The following is a 21,377-nucleotide window of genomic DNA, read 5'->3' as shown; positions in this document are numbered from 1 at the left end:
TCCGCGATGCGCGGATCGGTCGGCGTGGGCTGAGGAGGGAGAGGCACAGGTGAGCGACGCGACCAACCCGGCGGGCGGCGCGCGGCCGCAGCCGCTGGAAGGCGTGCGGGTGTTGGAGTTCGGGCAGGCGGTCTCCAGCCCGCTGTGCACGATGCTGCTGGGCGATCTCGGCGCCGACGTGGTCAAGATCGAGCCGCCGCACGGCGACGCCGCGCGGGGCTACGGCCCGCCCTTCGTCGCCGGGGAGAGCCCCTACTTCCTGTCGGTCAACCGGAACAAGCGCAGCGCGGTCATCAACCTGAAGCACCCGGAAGGCGCCGCGCTCGTCCGCACCCTGGCCGAGCGGGCGGACATCATCGTGACGAACTTCCGGCCGGGGGTGATGGAGCGCCTGGGGCTCGGGGAGGAGTCGCTGCGCGCGGTCAACCCCGGCCTGATCTTCTGCCAGGTCAGCGGCTACGGCCCGCGCGGTCCCTACGCCGGTCAGCCGTCCTACGACCAGATCGCGCAGGGGATGTCGGGGCTGATGAGCGTGACCGGCACGGAGGAGAGTGGGCCGGTGCGGGTCGGGGTGGCCATCGCCGACTGCCTGGCGGCGCTCTTCGCCACCATCGGGGTCCTGGGTGCCTTTGCTGAGCGGCAACGGACCGGGCTCGGGCAACGGGTCGACACCTCGCTCCTCGGCGCCGTGCTCGGCATCCTGACCTACCAGACCGGTGGTTATCTCGCCGGCGGCGGCGATCCCAAGCGCGAGGGGAACGACCACCCGGTCGCGGCGCCCTACGGTGCGTTCCCGGTCCAGGACGGCCACATCAACATCGCCGTCGCCAGTGAGCCGGTCTGGCGGCGGCTGGCTGAGGTGCTGGGCCACCCCGAGTGGGTTGACGATCCCCGCTTCCGTACCAATGCTGATCGGGTCCGCAACCGTCCGGCGCTCAACGCGCTGGTGACCGAGGCGCTGGCGGGCGACACGGTGGACAACTGGGTGGCACGGCTAAACGAGGCGGGCGTGCCGTGCGGGCCGATCTGGAGCATCGGGCAGGCACTGGAGAGCGACGTGGTGCGCCACCTGGGGATCATCCAGCAGGTGCGGCACGACCGGGCGGGAGAGATCCCGCTGATCGGCCCGGCCATCGAGCTGACCGCCACGCCGCCGGTCATCCGCCGCCCGCCGCCGCTGCTGGGCCAGCACACGGCCGAGGTGCTGGCCGAGATCGGGGTGGATGAGGCAGAGTTTGCCCGGCTGCGTGAAGCGGGGGCGGTTGGGTAGAGGTACGCCGATCGGTCATTCTTCCCCGCGCCATGGTACTTAAGGAGGGTTTTCATCAGGGATTTTCGGGCTATGGCGCAAGTGGAGGTGTTCTGGCAGAATGCGTTTCTGTCAAGATGCCGCAGTCTGAACCTGGCTTGCTGACTCCCGCGGCTCGCGGCGCGGTGCCGGATGTGTGTGCCACGCGGAGGGGCGAATCAGATGACCGTCATGCCTGACGGTGGTGTCCTGCTTGACCATCTGACTCGGTTACTCGCGCGTGTGTCTGACCGGGACGGCGTCGTGGAAGCCGCCCTCGATCTCGTGCTAACCCTCGGCGCGGTCAACGCGGCCGTCTTCCTCTACGACCCCGAGCAAGGGGGAGCGGTTCTTGCCGGGCACCGGAACCACCCGCCCGACCTGGTGGAGCAGTGGCAGCGGCTCTCTCTCGACGAGGAGACCCTGATCACGCGCGCGATCCGCACCGGCGAGTACCAGTTCATCGCCGACCTGCCGGCCGTGGCCGACCAGTTACCCAAGACGGCGGACGCCGCCGTACGGACTGGCTTCCGTGCAGCGGCGGCCTGTCCGCTCCTCGTCGATGGCCAGCCCGTGGGTGCCTTCGCCTGCGGGTTCGACACTGCGCCGGCCGGCGACGACCTGGCGAAGGTGTTGGGCGCCATCGCGCAAGCCATCGCCGTCGCGGTGGAGCACTCCCAGCGCTTCCGGCGCGTCCGCGACGAGCACGTGTTTCTCCGGTCGGTCGTCGACCGCCTGCCGGAGGCGGTGATCATCGCTGAGGGCCCAGAGCAGCGGCTGACGGTCGTCAACCGCGCGGTGAGGTATCTGCTCGGCACCGCGCCCTCCGTGGGGATGCGGCTGGTGGACTGGGCGCCGCAGTGCCCCTGCCGCGACGCCGAGGGCACGCCCTTCACGCTGGAGACCCACCCGCTGGTGCGCGCCGCGACCGGCGAGACCCTGCACGGCGTGGAGATGAGCGTCGAGCGCCCGGACGGGTCCGTCCTGTTCGTGCTGGGCAACTTCGCGCCGCTGCGCGACCAGGCGGGGCACCTCGTCGGCTCGGTAGGGATCATGCAGGACATCACCTGGCGTCGGGAACTGGAGCAGGAGAAGGACGACTTCCTGGCCGTCGCCGCGCATGAGCTGCGCACCCCGCTCACCACCATTCGCGGCCACCTGCAACTCATCATGCGCCGCGCCGACCGCCTGCCGGAGGACATCCGCGGGCGGATCGAGATCGTGCAGGAGCAGGTGGAGCGCATGACCCAGATGGCGGTCCGGTTGCTCGACGTCTCGCGGATTGGGATGGATCGTCTCGACCTCCACCGCACCGAGGTCGACCTCGGCGAGCTTATCGCGGGGGTCGTCCGCCGCTACGAGCCGCGTCTGGTCAATCACCAGGTGGTGCTTGCGCTCCCGGAGCGGCCCGTGGTCGGCTGGTGGGACGGCCCGCGGCTGGAAGAAGTGCTGGCAAACCTGCTCGACAACGCGATCCGTCACGGCCCACCCGGCACCCAGATCACCATCGCGGCCGGAGATCTCGGCGATCGGGCACGCCTGGAGGTCTGCGACGAGGGGCCGGGTATCCCCGAGGACGTCCGCCCCCACCTGTTCACCCGCTACACCCGGAGCCGCCGCGACAGCACTGGCGGCAGTGGGCTGGGTTTGGGGTTGTTCATCTGCCACGGCATCGTGTCGGCGCACGGCGGGCAGATCGACGTCGAAAGCCGCCCGGGGGAAGGCTGCCGGTTCTGGGTGGAGCTGCCGAAGTAGGGCGGGGAAACGGCCCTCACCCCCTGGCCCCCGCTCCCAACCCTTCACCTTCGCTCGGGGCAGGCTCTTGGGAGAGGGGGAACGTCATGCGTTTTCCGTGATACGTGTTGCGTGTTCCGTCCTCCTCCCCTCTCCCAGTGTTGGGAGAGGGGACGGGGGTGAGGGCCGTCTACTCTACGGCTTGCGGGCGCGGATGAAGGCCGAGATCAGAGTGCCGTGCTCCGCCTGGAGCGTGGTCAGCGCCTGCAGGTCGGCACCACCGCCCCCACAGCAATCGCCCATCAGCTCGTCGAGGGTCAATTCCCGTGTCGCCTCGACGGAGATGTCGATAAACCCCGCCGCCGCGAGCTTTTCCCGGTACTCCTCCTCGCTGAGCGCTCCGCCGACGCAGGCGGACCACGCGCTCAGGCTCTGCCGTACCGGGGGCAGCAGGCGACCGCGCACCACGATGTCGGCGACCGCGAACCGGCCGCTTGGCCGGAGCACCCGCCACGCCTCGCGCAGCACGCGGTCCTTATCGCCGGAGAGGTTGATGACGCAGTTGGAGATGATGACGTCGACGCTGGCGTCGGGCAGGGGAATCTCCTCGATGTGCCCCTTGAGGAAGCGCGCGTTCTCGATACCGGCCTGCTGCCGGTTCCGCTCGGCCAGCTCCAGCATCTCGTCGGTCATGTCGAGCCCGTAGGCGAAGCCGGTCGGGCCGACCCGCCGGGCCGAGAGGAGCACGTCGATCCCGCCGCCCGAGCCGAGGTCGAGCACGATCTCGCCCGGTTTCAGGGCCGCGAGCGCGGTCGGGTTGCCGCAGCCGAGCGCGGCCAGGACGGCCTCCTGCGGCAGGTCGCGCAGGGCGTCAGGGTCGTAGGCGGTCACGACGAGCGGGCTGACCTGTGCTCCGCCGCAACAGCCGCCGCCCGTTGCCGCGCCGGTCTCAACCGCCCGGGCCGCCGCCCCGTATCGATCACGGACAACCAGGCGGATCTCATCAAGTGCGGGCCGAGATGGCTCAGGCATCGGAGATGTCCTTCCTCGTGCCGGGCGATGTCCCTCGCCGCGCAGGTGTCGCATGCGCCAGGCCGCCGCCGGGCCACACGGGCGTGGGTCCAAGTCCGGGTGGCGAGCCACCGCGACTCCCGGCCATCGTATTTTTACGAACTACCGCCGGAAACGAATGCCGCTCCACCGGCGGCTTTCATCGGTAATTTACGATGAAGCAGGCCGGCTGTCAATACCCTCTCGGAGCCCCGCTCCTACCGAAGCCCCTTTCCCCAGGTGGGCTCCGTCCGAGAGGGGTTGGGGTGAGGGGGGACGCGCCTCTCAACCACCCCTTCACAATAGCCACGTGATGAGCCCGACCAATCCGCCGCCGAGGACCAGCCAGGCGGAGTTGACCCGGAAGCGCACAAGCAGGACCAGCGCGGCGAGGGCGAGCGCGGCCGTGAGCGGGTCGACCACGGCCGAGCGGGTGAGCTGCCAGGTGACCGCTGCCATCAGCCCCAGGGCCGCGACATTGACCCCGTCCAGCAATGGACCGGTCCACGGGGATCCCCTGAGCCTGGGGATGAGCGGGTTGAGCACCGCGACGAAGATGAACGAGGGGAGGAAGATGCCCACGGTCGCCAGCGCCGCGCCGGGGAACCCGCCGACGAGGTAACCGACGAAGGTGGCGGTGGTGAAGACCGGTCCCGGTGTGAACTGGCCGACCGCGACGGCGTCTAGCAGTTGCTGGTCGGTCAGCCAGCCGAGGCGCAGCACGAAGTCGTTGCGGAGGAAGGCGAGCAGCACGTAGCCGCTGCCGAAGAGGACCGAGCCGATCTTGAGGAAGGTGAGGAACAGCGTCAGGAAGCTGAACGGCGCCGTGCCGGCCACGGCTGTCGCCGCCGGGATCGGGGCTCCGACCAGCGGCAGTAGTGCGGCGACCGGCGGGGGGCGTCGCGCACGGCGGGCGAGGGTGAGCACGAGCATCAGTGCCGCACCGCCGAAGAGGAGCACGATCTCGTTGAACCCGAGCAGCGCCAGCGCGAGCACCCCCAGGCCGATCGCGGCGGCCAGCACGCCCTTGACGGCGGTTTTCGCCAGGTTCCAGAGCGCCTGGGCCACGATGGCGATGATGACCGGCTTGATCCCGTAGAGCAGCCATTCGGCCTCGGGTGTCGTGCCGACGCGGGCGTAGGTCCAGGCGAAGGCGAGGACGATCAACGCGGCGGGGGCGATGAAGCCGACCCCGGCGGCGATCAACCCCCGCCACCCGGCGCGGATGTAGCCGGTGTGGATCACCATCTCGGTTGAGTTCGGTCCGGGAATCAGGTTGGTCGCACCGAGCAGGTCGAGGAAGTGCTGCTCCGTCACCCAGCGGCGGCGGACGACCACTTCGTCACGCAGCATGGCGATGTGCGCGGCCGGTCCGCCGAAGGCGGTGAAGCCGAGTTTGACCGCCACCCATGCGACCTCACGCAGGGCCGCGCGACCGCGCTCTCCTGGCGTGCCGGTCGTGGATGCATCCTCGTCCGTCGCGATGGTCACCGCCCCTCCGTTTCGGTGTGCATGTCTTGGCCGCGACACGTGCGCAGGGCTACGGCGCCGTGCCAGGAAGCGACGTTCACGAGAACGACCGCGAACGGGCGCCGTTCCAGCCCGCTGCAGCGGGCTTCGCCTGGTGAGCCTGGGGGGTTACCCCCGGGCTCGCGCCGCGGCGCTGGGATCCTCGCACTACCCACCTCAGGCCCAGGACGAGCGCGTGTCCTCGATTCGTTCGGCAAGCTCCATGCTCTTCCCGGGTAGTCTTATCGCACCCGCAGTTCGCTGGCAACGCGCGCCGCAGGGCGACAATGGGGGACAGCGGATTGCGGATTCTCCCATGGTCCGGGGTGATGCCCCGGACCGGTGGACCCGGCTGTGGGAGAGTAGGCGAGGGTATCGAGGAGAGAGCCTATGGAAGGCGTTGACCTGGACGGGGATCGGCCCGCTTCCCGGCAGCGCGAGTCGGTCATTCAGCGGGCCATGCCGATCTACTACGCGCTCCTGTTCGCCATCCTCACCGCGTTCGGGCTCTACCTGCTGATGCGCCTGAGTGGCGTGCTGCTGATCCTGTTCATCAGCCTCCTGTTCGCCGCGGCGGCGGCGCGCCCGGCGTCCCAGCTCGAGCGGCTACGCATACCGTCCGGCATCGCCGTGCTGTTGGTCTACCTGGTGGCGATGGCCGTCGTGGTGGCCATCGGCTGGTTTGTGCTGCCGCCCCTCTTCGGGCAGGTCGCCACGCTGGTGGATGAGATCCCCAACTACGTCGATCGCTACCAGGCCGTGCGGGAGAGCTGGGAGCGCCTGCGCGAGCAATACCCGGAACTGGAACCGTTCGAGGAACAGGTCGCCACGGCCGGCTCGCGACTGCTGAGCACCGTCGGCAGCCGGCTGGCCGAGTTGCCGAGCGAGTTGTTCAGTCTCTTTCTCGACGTCCTGAGCATCTTCGTCATCTCGATGCTGCTGGTCACGACGCGCGGTCGGCTGCTGAGCTTTATCCTGTCGCTGGTCAGCCCCGATCACCGCGACACCGCGGAGCGCGTGATGCGCGAGATGTGGGATCGTATCGGCTACTACGTGCGCGCCAAGCTGATCGTCATGACGATCATCGCGGTGATCACCTACGTGGCGCTGATCATCATCGGTGTGCCGTACGCGGTCCTGCTGTCGATCGTGGTGGGGCTCGGCGAGGCGGTGCCGCGCATTGGTCCGTGGCTGGCGCGCATCCCGCTGCTCACCATCGCGGCGCTCCAGGGGTGGACGACCTTCCTCCTGGTGTTCGGTGCCTCGCTCGTCATCGAGAACGCCAAGGGCTACGCCATCTCCCCCTGGGTGGAAGGTGACCAGCTCGACATCCACCCTCTGCTCGTCTTCGTAGCCGTACTGGTGGGGGCGGCGCTGCTCGGCGTTGCGGGTGCGTTCGTCGCCGTGCCGGCCGCGGCGATGGTGCAGGTCATGTTCGAGGAGGTGATCATCCCCTGGCGGCGCGCTCAGATCGCGCCGGAGCCCGCCCCGGATCGCGTCCCCGAGCCGGCCGCGCGCGAGCACGAGGGGTAGGCCGCAGCGCAGGCCTCTGGCGGCGGCGCTGCGGCCTTCACCAGCCGGCTCAGCCGGCTGGCGGGGCGTTCGGTCGTCAGCCCGCCACGAGTATCGACATGAGGCTCGATCCCTCAGCTATCCTTAAGGTACGCGTGCTAGGAGTACGGACGTGGGCTGCTTCCGGCGTGCCGCGACTCGCCGTAGCTGGGCGGGGGCGTGGTACGATACGGCCCAGACAACTGGGCAGGTGGTGTTGTTGGGAAGGGCAACGCGGAGGAGATGAGTCGCCAATCAGAGCGGGAGGCACGGCGCTCCCGCAGAGCGGAGCGCCGGCTGGCGGCGGAGCGAGCGGCGCGGCGACGGCGGCAGATGTCGATCTTTGGCGGTCTGGTCGCTGTCGCGTTGATCGCAGCCGTCGTGCTGATCCTGCTCAACCGGCCGCAGGGCAGCGAGGACGTCTCGGACATCGCGGTGGCGCCGCCGCCGGACGCGAGCATCCCGACCAACGGGCGCGTCATGGGGCAGGAAGGCGCGCCGGTCCACGTGGTGGAGTGGGGCGACTATCAATGACCAGGCTGTGGTTACTTCACCCGTGCGGTGAAGCCGCAGCTCATTCAGGAGTATGTCGCGACCGGGAAGATCACCTTTGAGTATCGCGATTTCGCCTTCCTGGGAGCGGAATCGACCCGCGCGGCCGAGGCAGCCTTCTGCGCCGAGGACCAGGGCAAGTTCTGGCAGTATCACGACACGGTCTTCCTGAACCAGCGCGGGGAGAATCAGGGCGCCTTCAGCGAGGCCCGGTTGAAGGAGATGGCGCGGCAAGTTGGCCTGGACATGGAAGCGTTCAACGAATGCTACGACAACCGGACGCACAAGCAGGACGTCGAGGCCATGTACAACGAGGCCAAAGAGGCCGGGGTCACCGGGACGCCGAGCATTATGATCAACGGCCAGCTCCTGCAGGGCTGGAACGGTCGCTGGGAGACGCTGAAGGCCGCGATCGATCAGGCACTGGGGCAGTGATCCGCGGAACTGGTTGGCAGACCGCCTCGTTGGCCCTGGCGATCCCAGGGGTGCTGGTCGCCGGATACCTGACCTACAGCCACTACGACACCGGCGCACTCGTCTGCACCGTCGGCGACTGCAAGACGGTGCAGAACAGCCCCTATGCGGAGATTGCGGGCATCCCCATCTCGATCCTCGGGATGGGGATGTACCTCGCGGTCATCGGCCTGGGATTCCTCCGCCGGACTCGGCCGGCCTGGGCCAGCACCGCCACTATGGCCGCCTTCGCGCTGGTCCTCTCCGGCGCGCTCTACGCGGCCTACCTGACGTACCTCGAGATCGCCGTGATCGAGGCCATCTGCCAGTGGTGCGTCACGTCGGCGGTGCTGACCCTCGGCATCCTGGTCGCTGAGGGCGTCCTCCTCTGGCGCTTCCTCGGCGCCGGGGAGAGCGAGATCGCCTGAGCCGTCGCCACGGCGCGATGTGCGGACAGGGCCCGTGGGAACGGCCCTCACCCCAACCCCTCTCCCAACAGTGGGAGAGGGGAGTTTTTTCTTCCCCGGTCGAGGCATTCAGTCCGCTGCCGGGGTGACGGCTTCCACCTCCTCGGGGCGGCGCAGCGCCCGGGTGTACAGGCCGAGCGAGGGCACGAACGCGAGCGCCACGCCGATCATGGCGGCCGGGATCGAGGCGAGCGTGGCCACCGCGCCGAGTACCGGGCCGCCGGCGATCTGGCCGAGGGCGTCGGCCTGGCTGGCGATTGAGAGGACCGTGGCGCGTACCCGCGGCTCCAGCCGCTGGTTGACCCAGGCGGTGTAAAGCGGGTCGTGGGTCGTGCGCAGCAGGTAGGTCAGCCAGTAGGCTGCCAGGGCGACCGTGAAGCCTTGGGCCAGGCCGAAGAGCGCGACCGAGCCGATCAGCAGGAGGTTGATCGTCAGCAGCGCTCGCGCGACGCCGCGGTGACTGGCGGTGTTGACCCGGCGCCGTGCGATCTCCGTCACCCCGGCGCTCAGGACCATCGCCACTGCGTTGATAATGCCGAACCAGACGACCGGCTCGAAGTCGGCGATCTGCGGGAAGGTGAAGTTGTCGAGGAAGTGGACCGGCCAGAGCCGGTCGAACGCCTCGCTGGCCATGCCGTAGATGGCGCCGATCGTAAGGATGGTGATCAGTACCGGCCGGCCCCGAACCGTGCGGGCCCCATCGCGCAGGGTGCGCCGCATCGACTGCCACGAGGAGCGTTCCTCCGGCGGCCGAGGGGTGAAATGCCGTTCGGGCATCCGGAGGATGAGATAGAGGCCGAGCAGCGCGAAGCAGCCCCCGCCGGCCAGGATCGGCAGGTTGAGCCGGACGCTGGCGAGCGCGACGCTGACGCCCGTCGCCAGCAGCGCGCCCGCCTGACCCAGTTGCGCGCCGCGGAGGAAGGCGCGCCCGGCGCCTTCCTCACCGATCTCGTCGCTGATCCAGGCGTTGACTGCGCCGCTGGTGAAGGTGTAGCCGATCCCCCAGAGGGCCTGCGCCAGCAGGATCGTCCAGAAGATGGGAAGGGCACCCTCCAGCAGGAACCCTGCGCCGACCAGGAAGACGCCGATGATGACCGACAGGCGGCGGCTGTAGACGTCGGCCACGACGCCGGTCGGGATCTCGAACAGGAAGACCGATGCTTCCAGCACCGTCCCGACGAGCACCAGTTGGAACGGGTTGAGCCCGGCCTGCTCGACCCGGTAGACCGCGCTGACGGTGAAGACGAGCGTGTAGAAAAAGGCCGATGCGGCCGCGAAGATCAGATAGACGGAGTAGGCGTTCCGTCGCTCCCTACCCCGCATGGCAGACCGCCATTCTCGCTCCGTTCCTCTCTACGGCGGGCGTGGGGCACCGCCCGGTTGCAGATCGAGCCCTGCGTCAGAAGAAACGTCGCGATTGTCACGGCATTGCTCCTCGCGGTCGGCGTGTTCAACCCGGTGGTCTGCCTGCGTCGGGCACGCGCGGGATTGTAGCCTACGACGCTTCTCCCGCGCACGGATGGGCGCGACCGGCTATGATGCCGGGCGGTTGGGCTTGCACGTGAGTTAGGGAGGCGTGGCATGGACGGGATGACGATCGACTGGTCTGGCGTAGCCGCGGCGGTTGCGGCAGCCGAAGCGACGGGAGGCACGGTAGGAGCGACCATCGTCGCACCCGGCGGTGAAACCTTCCGCCACAACGGCGACCGGCGCTTCCGCGCCGCGAGCACGGTGAAGATCCCGCTCATGATCGCCGTCTACCGCGCGGTGGACGCCGGGGAACGCGCGCTGACCGACCGGATCGTCCTGCGCGCTGCCGACAAGGCGCCCGGGAGCGGCGTGCTGCTGCACCTGCACGACGGGCTGGAGCTGACGCTGGAGGACCTCGTCTATCTCACCATCTCGATCAGCGACAACACCGCAACCAACCTGCTGATCGATCTCGTCGGCCTCGACGCGGTGAACGACGTGATCGCGTCGCTGGGCATGCGAGACTCGAACCTGAGCCGGAAGATGAAGGGGCGCCCGGCGCTCCCCGACGAGCCGGAGAACTGGGCCACGCCGGACGACTACGCCCTGGCCGTCCAGGCGCTGCTGGAGGGCCGTGCCGCGTCGCAGGAGTCCTGCACGGCGATGCTGGCGATGCTGGAGAAGCAGCAGAACCCGCGCCGGATCGGGCGCTACGTGCCCGAGGGTGAGGGCATCCGCTGGGGCTCGAAGACCGGCAGCCTGACCGGCGTGGTCAACGACGTCGGCTTCATCACCACCCCGGCCGGTACGCTCGTGGTTGCCGTCTTCACGGAGAACCTTCCCGACCTCCATGCCGGGGAGCAGGCGATCGGCGACATCACGCGCGCTGCACTGCAGGCGACGGGCCTCATTCCACCGGGGGCAGCCTAATCACAGGCCCGGCGCGAATCCGTGCGATCCGTCATCGCACCTCTTTCGCCAGGGACTGGCCTGCGCTATACTCGGCGTGACACGGTGTCCATTGATAGGTGTTTGTGGCAACGCGCCCGTGCCAGTTCTGTGAGAGCGGTAGCGCGTATGCGCGCGTTCGTTGCCGAACACGGTATCACTGGCGCTGAGCACGACCGAGCAGGCAGAGTATGGACATCGGGCCAGGGGAGCGGGCCAGGGTGGCGGGGTCAGAGCCTCGCGGGGCAGCGTGGGACACGTCGGTGCCGGCCGGCGATGCAGCGTCGCAGCGTCGAAGCGTCTCCCCGTGGCTGATCGGTGCCCTGGCCATCGCGAGCCTCCTGGTGGCCCTGGCTCTCGACCTGACCCTCATGCCTCAGGGTCGGGTCGTCTCCCTCCTCTACGCACTTCCCATCCTGGTGGTGGCGCGGTGGCTCACCCCCCGTGCGGTTGGCGTCATCGGCGCCGCCGCACTGTGTGTCGGCGTCATCAGTGGCGCGGTTCAGGGACTCCCCGTTGCCGTCTGGATCACGGATGTGCTCGGGCTGCTCCTCATCGTCGGCGCAGCAGTGCTCCTCGCTCGCCAGCGTGTCGCCATGCTCCATGACGCGCGCGTGATCGAGGAGGGGAACCGGCGGCTGACCGACGCCCAGCAGCAACTCCAGGTCTTCATTGCCGCGGTCACCCATGAACTGCGCCAGCCCCTGACCACCATCGTCGGCTACGCCCAGGGGCTGCAGCGCCGCATCGAGCCGGACCTGGCGGAGCAGGATCGCCGGGCGCTGGAAGCCATCATCGAGGCGGTCTGGCGCACGCGCCGGATCACCACGGACCTCCACGACGCCGCCCGCCTCGGGGTCGGCGAGTTCAAGCTCCAGCCGGCCCCGGTCGATCTGGTTGCGGTCGTCCGCGAGGTGGTCGAGGCCCAACTTGTTAGCGGGGGGCAGCACCGGTTGCACCTCGATGCCCCGGAGCAACTGACCGGCTGCTGGGATCGCGAGCGGATCGCGCAGGTCGTCGCCAACCTCATCGACAACGCCGTCAAGTACTCCCCCGACGGCGGTGAGGTGCGCGCCTCCCTCCGCGAGGAGGCAGGGTCGGCGATCCTCACCATCAGCGATCAGGGCCCCGGCCTGTCCGACGATCAGCAGACGCGGCTGTTCCAGCCGTTCTCCCGTGTCGGCGAGACCACCCTGGTCGGCAGTGGGTTGGGCCTCTTCATCGCCAAGGGGATCGTCGAGTCCCATGGCGGTCGCATCTGGGTCGACAGCGAGCCCAACCGCGGCTCGACCTTCACCGTCCGCCTGCCGCTCCGGTCGGCCGATTGCCAGCCCGCCGGGTGATCGCCTAGCACTCCCCGACCGGATACTTGTCACCCCACCCCTGGCGTCGGAAGATGGGCCGGTGCGAGAGCCGCTCTCGCCGATGATGGTCCGATAGGGGAGGTTGGGCAATGAAGGTGTACATGTCGGTCGACATCGAGGGGATCACCGGTGTGGTCCACGGCGACATGATGATGTCGACCGAGCGGGAGTACGACCGCGGCCGCAAGCTGATGACCGGCGACGCGAACGCCGCGATCGAGGGGCTGATCCAGGCGGGTGCGACGGACATCCTCGTCAGCGACGGGCACGGTCCGATGCGCAACATCCTGATCGAGGACCTCCACCCCGCGGCGCGGCTGATGACCGGCGCCGGGGAGGCGCGTGACGCCTGCCAGCTCGAAGGTGCCGACAGCGAGCGCTTCGACGCCGCCGTGTTCATCGGCTACCACGCGATGGCGAAGACGCCGCGTGCCGTGCACCCGCACACCATCGCCGGGGCGGCGGTGGCCGAACTGCGCATCAACGGCCGCCCGCACGGCGAGACCGGCCTGAACGCCGCCATCCTCGGCTCCTTCGGCATCCCGGTCATCATGGTCACCGGTGACACCGCGACCGTGGCCGAGGCGCGCGCGTTCCTGGGCGACGACATCGAGACGGTGGCGGTGAAGGAAGCGCGTGGGCGCAACGCCGCGATCTGCCGCCCCCCGGCAGCGACGGGGCCGGAGATCCGGGAAGCCGCTGCTCGGGCGCTGAGCAATCTGAGCCGGGCACGGGTCTACGCGCCGGAGCGGCCGCTCCGGCTGGAGGTGGACTTCCTCACGATGCAGCAGTGCGACCGCGCCGCGCGCGTCGCCGGGGTCGAGCGCCTCGGTCCGGTCACCCTCCTCGTGCCCGGGGATGACCCGTGGCAGCAGTACCAAACCCTCTGGGCGGCCCTGCGCAACGCCCTCTACGAGCCGGCCGGCTGGTTGGGCTGATGCCGCGATCAGGAGCGTCGGCTGTCGGCCACCTCTCGTCGCTCTCGGAGCGACCGCGCGGAGGCTGGCGGGTAGCCGGCGCTCCTCGGGCGCTGGGTCATCTGGACCCGCCTGCTATACTTCAAAGACGTGATCGAGTCCCGCGATGTGGGGAAGGGTGGCCCGGGTGGCCGCGCGTACGATGGAACAACAGCTTGCAGACATCCTCACTCGGCAGGAGTTGACGATCGCGACCGCCGAGTCGTGCACCGGCGGCTTGGTCGCCCACCGGATCACCACGGTGCCAGGGAGTTCGGCCTACTTCGTCGGCGGCATCGTGTCCTACAGCAACGACCTGAAGGAGCGCCTCCTCCACGTGCCGCGGGAGGTGCTCGAGCAGCACGGAGCGGTCAGCCGCGAGTGCGCGCTGGCGATGGCCCGCGGCGTCCGCGCCACGACCGGCGCCGACATCGGCGTCTCGACGACGGGCATCGCCGGACCGGGTGGGGCTACGCCGACCAAGCCGGTCGGCCTGGTCTACATCGCCTGCGTGACACCTGCGGGTGAGGCCTGCGAGGAGCATCGCTGGGACGGCGATCGCGCCAGCAACATCGCACGCACCGCCGAGGCGGCGCTGCGCCTAGCCGTGGAGATGGCGCGCCGCGTGCCAGGCACGGGGGCGGGCACCACCGCGTGAGCGTGCCTCGGCGACACTTCGGATCTGTATCCTCAGAGTGAGGGAAACGTTGTACCAGAAGACGGTTCTACCGAACGGCGTCCGGGTTGTTACCAGCCGGATGGACCACGTTCGCTCCGCAACGCTGATTCTCTACTTCCGCGTCGGCTCTCGCTACGAGTCCGACGACCAGGCGGGCATCTCGCACTTCCTGGAGCACATGGTCTTCAAGGGGACCGAGCGTCGCCCCGATCCGATCATGTTGACCCAGGAGATCGAGGGCGTCGGCGGCATCCTCAACGCCGCCACCAGCCGCGAGAGCACCAACTACTGGGTCAAGGTCCCGAGCGCGCACCTGGCGCGGGCCTTCGACGTACTGGCGGACATGCTGCGCCACTCCACCTTCGACCCCGAAGAGCTGGAGAAGGAGCGCTTCGTCATCATCGAGGAGATCCGCGGGATCCACGACACGCCTGACGACCTGATCCACGACGTCATCGACGAGCTGGTCTGGGACGGGCAGTCGGTCGGTCGCCCGGTCATCGGCAGTGTCGACACCGTGAGCGCGATCTCGCGCGAGGACCTCATCACCTACCTGCGCACCCAGTACCGGCCCGACCGGTTGGTCATCGCGGCCGCAGGCGATATCCACCACGAGCAGGTCGTGGAGCTGGCCGAGCAGTACTTCGGCGATCTCCCCGCCAGCGACGTCAATACCTTCGTCCAGGCCGAGGTGCGGCAGCAGGAGCCGCGCGTGCGGCTGCTCACCCGTCCGACCGAGCAGGCGCACCTGTGCGTCGCCGTCCCGGCGCTTCCCTACACCGACGACCGGCGCTACGTTCAGGAGATGATCGACGCCGTGCTCAGCTCCGGGATGAGCTCGCGCCTGTTCCAGGAGATCCGGGAGCGGCTGGGGCTGGTCTACGAGGTCTATGGGTACTTCCGCGAGTACGCCGACGTGGGCCAGGGCGTCGTCTATGCCGGGACCGACCCGGCGCGGGTCGAGCAGACCATCGAGGCGATCCTGCGCGAGTTCGACAAGTTGCGCCGGGAGCCGGTGCCGGCGGACGAGCTGGAGCGCACCAAGGAGCTGCGCCGGGGTCGGATCGTAATGGGGCTGGAGGACAGCCGCGCCGTTGCCGCCTGGGTCGGGAGCCAGGAGGCCGTCTTCGGCGAGATCCTCACCCCGGAGGAGGTCATGGCGCGGATCGACGCCGTCACGGCCGAGCAGATCCAGGAGTTGGCGACCGAACTCTTCCGACCCGACCTACTGAACCTGGCGATCGTGGGGCCGTACGAGGCCGAGAGCCATTTCCGGTCGCTGCTGCACCTCTGATGGAGGGAGGCGGAACGGAATGGCGCAGGAGCAGCACATCCTGGTCGTCGAGGACGAGCGCGCGATTGCATCGTTCCTGCGCCGCGGCCTGGTCTTCGAGGGCTACCGGGTCACGGTGGCCGACACCGGAGCGCGCGCGCTGGATGCGGTGCGCGACGACCCGCCGGACCTCATCATCCTCGACATCATGCTGCCGGGCGACATCGACGGCCTCGAAGTCTGCCGCCGAATTCGTGCGGCCGGCGAGGGGATGCCGATCCTGATGCTGACGGCGCGGGACGAGGTGGCCGACCGGGTGGCCGGTCTCGATGCCGGAGCCGACGACTATCTAATCAAGCCGTTCGCGTTCGAGGAGTTGCTGGCACGGGTCCGTGCACTCCTGCGGCGCCAGGAGCGGCGCCGCGCCGAGGAACCGGCTGACGACGGCGTCTACCGCTTCGCCGACCTGACGCTCGACACCACCTCGCGCTTCGCCTACCGGGGCGATCGCCGCATTGAGCTGACGACCCGCGAGTACGAGCTGCTGCTGCTCTTCATGCGGCACCCGAACCAGGTGCTGACGCGGGACGTCATCATGGAGCGGGTCTGGGGCTACGATTTCCCCGGCGAGTCGAACGTGCTGGAGGTCTACGTCAGCAATCTGCGGCGCCACCTCGAAGCGGGCGGTGAGCCGCGCCTGCTTCAGACCGTCCGCGGCGCCGGCTATGCCCTGCGCCTGCCGACGGAGGAGCGCGCGGGGTCGCAATCATCGTAGGAGCCATCGATGTCGGTTCGATTCCGGATAGCGCTCTTGACGACCGCGCTGATGGCCGTGCTCCTGGTGGCGGTGGGCGCAGGGGTCTACCTCACCCTCCAGCGTTCGCTCAGTAGCGAGGTCAACGCCCGGCTGGCGGAAGCCTGGACGCGGGTCGCGCGCCAGGTGCGCGAGCAGTCGCGGGCGGTCCGGGTCGGTCCGGACGGGCCGAGTTTCCCCTTCCCGCCGCCCGATCTCGACCCGGTGACATTCCCCGGCCTCTACTCGCAGTTGACCCTCCCGGATGGGAGCTTCTACCTCAACTCCCCTCAGCTCGAGGACTACATCCCGCTGCCCGCGTCGGTGCTCGAACGCAACCTGCGGGGCGAGCCGGTCTACTACACAGTGCACTTCCACGGCGCCCCGGTGCGCGTCCTCAGCGTGCTCCTCGTTGCCTACCCGACGGAGGAGCCGGTCGTCACGCTCCAGGTGGCCGAGCCGCTCACCCCGATGTACCAGACGCTCAGCAAGCTTCGGCTGCTGCTGGCCGTCTGTGGCGGGATGGGGCTGGTCGCGACCGCCGTCGGTGCCTACGTCCTGGCGGGCCGCTCGCTGCGGCCGCTGACGCGCATCACCCACACGGCTCAGCACATCGGTGACGAGGGCGACCTGAGCCGGCGGATCGATCCGCCTCCCACGCGGGATGAGGTGCGGCAACTGGCCGAGACCTTCAATGAGATGCTCGACCGCCTTGAGGAGGCCTTCTCCGCCGAGCGACGCTTTGTCTCCGACGCCTCCCACGAGCTGCGCACGCCCCTCACGGCGCTGCGCGGCAACGCCGAGATCCTGCTGCGCCAGATCGACGCTGAGCGCTGGGATCCCGCGGACCTGCGCGACGGCCTGGCCGACATCCGCGACGAGGCCGAGCGCATGGGTCGGCTGGTGGAGAACCTGCTGACCCTGGCGCGTGCCGACGTCGGCTGGCGGCCCGACCTGGAGGTCATCCACCTCGATCAGGTCGTGGCCGACGCCGCGCGCGTGGTGGCCCCGCTCGCCGGTGAGCACATATTCCGCGTCCACAATGCGGGCGAGATCGACGTCGTCGGGAACGCCGACCAGCTCAAGCAGTTGCTCCTGATCCTGCTCGACAACGCCTTTACCTACACCCCGCCCGGTGGCGAAGTGGAACTCAGCCTCCACCGCCGCGACGACGCAGCCGAGATCATCGTGCGCGACACCGGGCCGGGTATCCCGCCCGAGCAGCGCCAGCGCATCTTCGACCGCTTTTACCGGGGCGATGCAGCCCGCGCCAACGGCGCCGCCGGCGCCGGCCTCGGCCTCGCCATCGCCCGCTGGATCGTCGACTGCCACAACGGGTCGATCCGGATCGACGGCGGGGAGACGGGCGGTACCGTCGTGACCGTGACCGTGCCGCTCGCGCCCGCGACCGGTTCCTCGCCAGACGGCCGACCAGCCGCTGCCACTGGCCAGCCCATCGCCGCCGCCGGGTGACCCCGTGCCGGTGGGAGTTGCCGGCTCGGACCGTTAGGGTGATACTGGCGATACCCTGGGTATCGGTTGTAGGGACTGCCGGGGTGCGACGGCCCCCTGGCTCCGGAGGGGCGGGAGCATACCCGATCGACGGCCGCGGGAGGTGCGCGATGGAAGTCGTCAACCCGATCGTCCGCCGTTGGCAGCAGGAGGCGGCCGACGACCACGAAGGATTCTGGGCGCGCGCGGCTGAGCAGATTCCCTGGTTCCGCACCTGGGATCAGGTGTTCGCCTGGGATCCGCCCGGCTTCCGCTGGTTCCTCGGTGCAGAGACGAACCTGTGCTACAACGCGCTCGACTACCATGTCCGGCGCGGCTGGGGCGGGCACGCGGCGCTGATCGCCGAGAACGAACGCGGCGAGCGGCGTGTCCTGACCTACGCGCAGTTGCTGCACGAGGTTGAGCGTGTGGCGGCCGCCCTGCGCGGGCTGGGGGTGCGCCGCGGCGACCGGGTCGGGATCTACATGCCCACCTGCGCCGAGGCGATCATCGCGATGCTCGCCACCGCGCGCATCGGCGCGATCCATTTGGTCGTCTTCGCCGGGTTCGGCAGCGGGGCGCTGGCCCAGCGGCTGCAGCTCGCCGGGGCACGGGTTCTCCTGGCCGCCGACGCGACCTGGCGCAAGGGGCGCACCGTCCCGTTGAAGCCGATCGTGGACGCTGCGCTCGACACGCTCGATGGGCAGGTCGAGCGCGTGGTGGTGCTGCGGCGGACGGACGACTCCGCCATGCAGCCCGGGCGCGACCTCGACTGGGACGAATTCCTGGCCCTGGGAGCCGGGCAGAGCGCCGAGCACGAGGTGATGGAGGCGAACGAGCCGGCGTACATCCTGGCCACGTCGGGGACCACCGCCAGCCCGAAGCTCGCGGTGCACAGCCACGGGACCTATCAGGTCGGCATCCGCAGCACCGCCGACTGGTGCTTTGGGATGAAGCCGACCGACATCTGGTGGTCTACTTCCGACATCGGCTGGGTGGTCGGTCACAGCTTCATCGTCTACGCGCCGCTCCTGGTGGGGTGCACCACCATCGCCTACGAGGGTGCCCTGGACCACCCCGGCCCGGAGACCGTCTACCGGATCATCGAGGAGAACCGGGTCACCGGCATTTTCACCTCCCCGACCGCGGCCCGGATGCTGATGCGCTATGGCACCGAGCCGGCGCGGGCGCATGATCTATCGTCGGTCGAGCGGGTCTTCTGCGCCGGGGAGCTGCTCAACCCGCCCGCCTGGGAATGGCTGCAGAAGGAGGTCTTCCAGGACCGCGTTCCGGTGCTGGATCACTGGTGGCAGACCGAGACGGGTGGGCCGGTGGTCGGCAACCCCTATGGGCTCGGCATGCTGCCGATCAAGCCCGGCTCGGCCGGCGTGCCGCTGCCCGGCTTCGCGCTCGCAGTGATGACGCCGGAGGGGGAGCGGTGCGGGCCGGACGAGCCGGGGATCGTGGTCATCGAGCGGCCGTTCCCGGGACTGACGCCGACGATCTGGGGCGACCCGGAGCGCTACGCTAATGAGTACTGGCGGCGCATCCCCGGGGTCTACTATACCGGCGACTCGGGTGCGATCGACGAGGACGGCTACGTCTGGTTCTCCGGCCGGGCCGACGAGATCATCAAGATTGCCGGGCACCGCATTGGCACGGCGGAGGTAGAGAGCGCCTTCCTGCGCCACCCGGCCGTCGCCGAGGCGGGCGTGACCGGGCGGCCGGATCCGGTCCGCGGTGAGGTCATCTCGGCCTTTATCGCGCTCAAGCCGGGCTGGCAGCCGACGGAGCTGCTCAAGAGCGAACTGCTCGGCACCGTGCGCCAGGAGCTGGGGCCGGTAGCGGTCATCGGCGAGCTGAATTTCGTCAGCATGCTGCCGAAGACGCGCAGTGGCAAGATCATGCGCCGCGTCTTCCGAGCGGTCATCGCGGATCAGGACCCGGGCGACGTCTCGACGATCGAGGACGAAGCCTCTGTCGAGGAAGCACGCGCCGCCTGGCGTCGCATGCGGGCAGAGATCAAGGGCGGCCAGGGGGACGGCAGCGCGTCCTGATCCGGATCGTGAGCGCGGGCGTCTTGCCCGACCCGTCTCCCAACGTTGGGAGAGGAGTCGGGGGTGAGGGCCGCTCTCGCGGCGAGGACGCCTGCGCTTCTCTTAGACAGCTAGACAGCGCGGGAGCGGGCACGAGGCCGGCGCTCCCGGGGAGCCGGGTGGGCGGTTCGCCCGTGCTAGAATCGCCGCTGCGGGGCTTCACCCCGCCAGGCGATGCTTCCTCGCGGCAGGACGCCGGTGGGCGAGCCGTCGTGCGGAAAGGGGGAGTGGCCCGCTCGGGCCGAACGACGATGATTCACCCAAACGTCCTCTCGCTCATCGGTGAAACGCCACTGGTCCGGTTGAACCGGGTGACGCAGGGGATCACCACCCCCGTAGTGGCCAAGGTTGAGTTCGTCAATCCCGGCGGGAGCGTCAAGGACCGCATCGGCTTCCGCATGATTGAAGAGGCTGAGCGGCGGGGCTGGCTCAAGCCGGGCGGTACGATCGTCGAACCGACCAGCGGCAACACGGGCGTTGGCCTGGCGATGGCGGCCGCCGTGCGGGGCTACCGCTGTGTGTTCGTCATGCCGGACAAGGTGTCGCAGGAGAAGGTTGCGCTGCTGCGCGCCTACGGTGCCGAGGTGGTCACCACGCCGACCGCCGTGCCGCGCGAGTCGCCCGAGAGTTACTACAGCGTGGCCGACCGGCTGACGCGCGAGATCCCCGGCGCATTCCAGCCCAACCAGTATTTCAACCCGATCAACCCCCGTGCCCACTATGAGACGACCGGACCGGAGATCTGGCGGCAGACTGAGGGCAAGGTCACCCACTTCGTGGCCGGTGTCGGCACCGGCGGGACCATCAGCGGTGTCGGCCGCTACCTGAAGGAGCAGAACCCGAACATCAAGGTCATCGGCGCCGATCCCGAGGGATCGATCTACACCGACCCGGACAACATCCGGCCCTACAAGGTCGAGGGTATCGGGGAGGATTTCTGGCCGGGCACGTTCGACCGCGCGGTCGTCGACGAGTTCATCCAGGTCAGCGACCGGGACTCGTTCCTCACCGCCCGCCGGGTCACGCGCGAGGAGGGCCTGCTGGTCGGCGGCTCGGGGGGCACGGCCGTCTGGGCGGCGCTGCAGGTCGCCGCTCGGCTGGACGACCCGGAGTCGCTGGTGGTCGTGCTCTTGCCCGACAGCGGGCGGGGCTACCTCTCGAAGGTCTACAACGACGACTGGATGCGGGAGAACGGCTTCCTCTCGCGCTTCGCACACGGGTCGCGGGTGGCGGCCTTGCTGGCGCGTGAGGCAGATGCGGAGATCCCCGCCGTGGTCGCCGCGACGGTCGACCAGACGGTTGAGGAGGCGATCGACCTGCTGCGGCGCTACCGCATCTCGCAGATGCCGGTGGTGCGGGCCGGCGGCACCGGAGACGGCCGGATCGAGGTCCACAGTGTGGTCGGCAGCTTGCAAGAGCGAACACTGCTCGACCAGGTCTTCCGCCGCCCGGAGGCGATCCGCGAGCCGGTTAGCACGGTGATGGACCCGCCCTTCGCGCTGGTGGACGTCAAGGAAGAGGTCGAGCGCGTCTTCCCGCTCCTGGCTGCCGGTTCTCCGGCGGTCCTGGTGCAGGAGGAGGGGGTGCTGGTCGGTATCATCACCCGCGCCGACCTGCTGGACTTCGTGGCGCACCAGAAGAACGGCGGGTAAGGGGAACTGCCCTCGCCCCCGTGCCTCTCCCAACCCTTCAGCGCCGCTCAG

General features: G+C 69.3%; 17 protein-coding genes. 14 read left to right on the top strand and 3 right to left on the bottom strand.

The annotated features are described in order from the left end of the window. The first annotated feature begins 49 nt into the window (after positions 1-49). Both STHE_RS10275 and STHE_RS10270 read left to right on the top strand, forming a co-directional pair. The gene (locus STHE_RS10275) at positions 50-1,270 is read left to right on the top strand and encodes a CaiB/BaiF CoA transferase family protein (RefSeq protein WP_012872516.1); all 1,221 of its coding nucleotides are present in this window, start codon (positions 50-52) and stop codon (positions 1,268-1,270) included. Between the two features lie 201 nt (positions 1,271-1,471). Continuing rightward, on the top strand, positions 1,472-3,043 hold the full coding sequence (locus STHE_RS10270; protein WP_012872515.1) for a sensor histidine kinase: 1,572 nt from the start codon (positions 1,472-1,474) through the stop codon (positions 3,041-3,043). A 174-nt stretch (positions 3,044-3,217) separates the two neighbouring features. On the opposite strand, the gene arsM is transcribed toward STHE_RS10270, so the two are convergent. Both arsM and chrA read right to left on the bottom strand, forming a co-directional pair. Beyond that, complete coding sequence (arsM, locus tag STHE_RS10265) at positions 3,218-4,054, bottom strand: arsenite methyltransferase (protein ID WP_012872514.1); 837 nt, start codon at positions 4,052-4,054, stop codon at positions 3,218-3,220. Between the two features lie 315 nt (positions 4,055-4,369). Further along, complete coding sequence (chrA, locus tag STHE_RS10260; RefSeq protein WP_012872513.1) at positions 4,370-5,563, bottom strand: chromate efflux transporter; 1,194 nt, start codon at positions 5,561-5,563, stop codon at positions 4,370-4,372. A 408-nt stretch (positions 5,564-5,971) separates the two neighbouring features. Between chrA and STHE_RS10255 the strand changes: the two genes are divergently transcribed. The 3 genes from STHE_RS10255 to STHE_RS10245 all read left to right on the top strand — a co-directional run bounded on the left by STHE_RS10255 (position 5,972) and on the right by STHE_RS10245 (position 8,565). Beyond that, positions 5,972-7,114, top strand: coding sequence for an AI-2E family transporter (locus STHE_RS10255; RefSeq protein ID WP_012872512.1), 1,143 nt, complete (start codon positions 5,972-5,974; stop codon positions 7,112-7,114). 261 nt (positions 7,115-7,375) lie between these two features. Next, positions 7,376-8,119: a DsbA family protein gene (locus tag STHE_RS19435; protein WP_012872511.1), complete on the top strand. Its 744-nt coding sequence runs from the start codon at positions 7,376-7,378 to the stop codon at positions 8,117-8,119. Beyond that, positions 8,116-8,565 (top strand): vitamin K epoxide reductase family protein, encoded by a 450-nt coding sequence (locus STHE_RS10245; protein ID WP_012872510.1) that lies wholly within the window; start codon positions 8,116-8,118, stop codon positions 8,563-8,565. The genes STHE_RS19435 and STHE_RS10245 overlap by 4 nt, the downstream gene beginning before the upstream one ends. 108 nt (positions 8,566-8,673) lie before the next feature. On the opposite strand, the gene STHE_RS10240 is transcribed toward STHE_RS10245, so the two are convergent. Then, positions 8,674-9,927 carry an MFS transporter gene (locus tag STHE_RS10240; protein WP_012872509.1) on the bottom strand — a complete coding sequence of 418 codons (1,254 nt, stop codon included), beginning with the start codon at positions 9,925-9,927 and terminating at the stop codon, positions 8,674-8,676. 258 nt (positions 9,928-10,185) lie between these two features. Between STHE_RS10240 and STHE_RS10235 the strand changes: the two genes are divergently transcribed. From STHE_RS10235 to STHE_RS10195, 9 genes are all read left to right on the top strand, one after another. Further along, entirely contained in the window at positions 10,186-11,004 is an 819-nt protein-coding gene (locus STHE_RS10235) for a serine hydrolase (protein WP_012872508.1), read from the top strand. A 239-nt stretch (positions 11,005-11,243) separates the two neighbouring features. Next, entirely contained in the window at positions 11,244-12,365 is a 1,122-nt protein-coding gene (locus STHE_RS18000; protein ID WP_169308190.1) for a sensor histidine kinase, read from the top strand. 110 nt (positions 12,366-12,475) lie between these two features. Further along, positions 12,476-13,324: a M55 family metallopeptidase gene (locus STHE_RS10225; protein ID WP_012872506.1), complete on the top strand. Its 849-nt coding sequence runs from the start codon at positions 12,476-12,478 to the stop codon at positions 13,322-13,324. Positions 13,325-13,490: 166 nt separating this feature from the next. Next, entirely contained in the window at positions 13,491-14,000 is a 510-nt protein-coding gene (locus STHE_RS10220) for a CinA family protein (protein ID WP_217155816.1), read from the top strand. A gap of 49 nt (positions 14,001-14,049) precedes the next feature. Then, positions 14,050-15,315, top strand: a complete 1,266-nt coding sequence (locus STHE_RS10215) for a M16 family metallopeptidase (RefSeq protein ID WP_012872504.1) — start codon at positions 14,050-14,052, stop codon at positions 15,313-15,315. Between the two features lie 19 nt (positions 15,316-15,334). After that, a complete protein-coding gene (locus STHE_RS10210; protein WP_012872503.1) occupies positions 15,335-16,069 on the top strand; it encodes a response regulator transcription factor in 735 nt (244 codons plus the stop codon). 9 nt (positions 16,070-16,078) lie between these two features. Beyond that, positions 16,079-17,560, top strand: a complete 1,482-nt coding sequence (locus STHE_RS10205; protein ID WP_012872502.1) for an ATP-binding protein — start codon at positions 16,079-16,081, stop codon at positions 17,558-17,560. Between the two features lie 149 nt (positions 17,561-17,709). Further along, positions 17,710-19,635 (top strand): acetate--CoA ligase, encoded by a 1,926-nt coding sequence (locus STHE_RS10200; protein WP_012872501.1) that lies wholly within the window; start codon positions 17,710-17,712, stop codon positions 19,633-19,635. Between the two features lie 290 nt (positions 19,636-19,925). Further along, a complete protein-coding gene (locus STHE_RS10195) occupies positions 19,926-21,326 on the top strand; it encodes a cystathionine beta-synthase (RefSeq protein WP_041399014.1) in 1,401 nt (466 codons plus the stop codon). The last annotated feature ends 51 nt before the right edge of the window (positions 21,327-21,377 follow it).

Source organism: Sphaerobacter thermophilus DSM 20745, from assembly GCF_000024985.1.
Lineage (GTDB): Bacteria > Chloroflexota > Chloroflexia > Thermomicrobiales > Thermomicrobiaceae > Sphaerobacter > Sphaerobacter thermophilus.
This window is presented reverse-complemented; position numbering and strand designations above follow the sequence as displayed.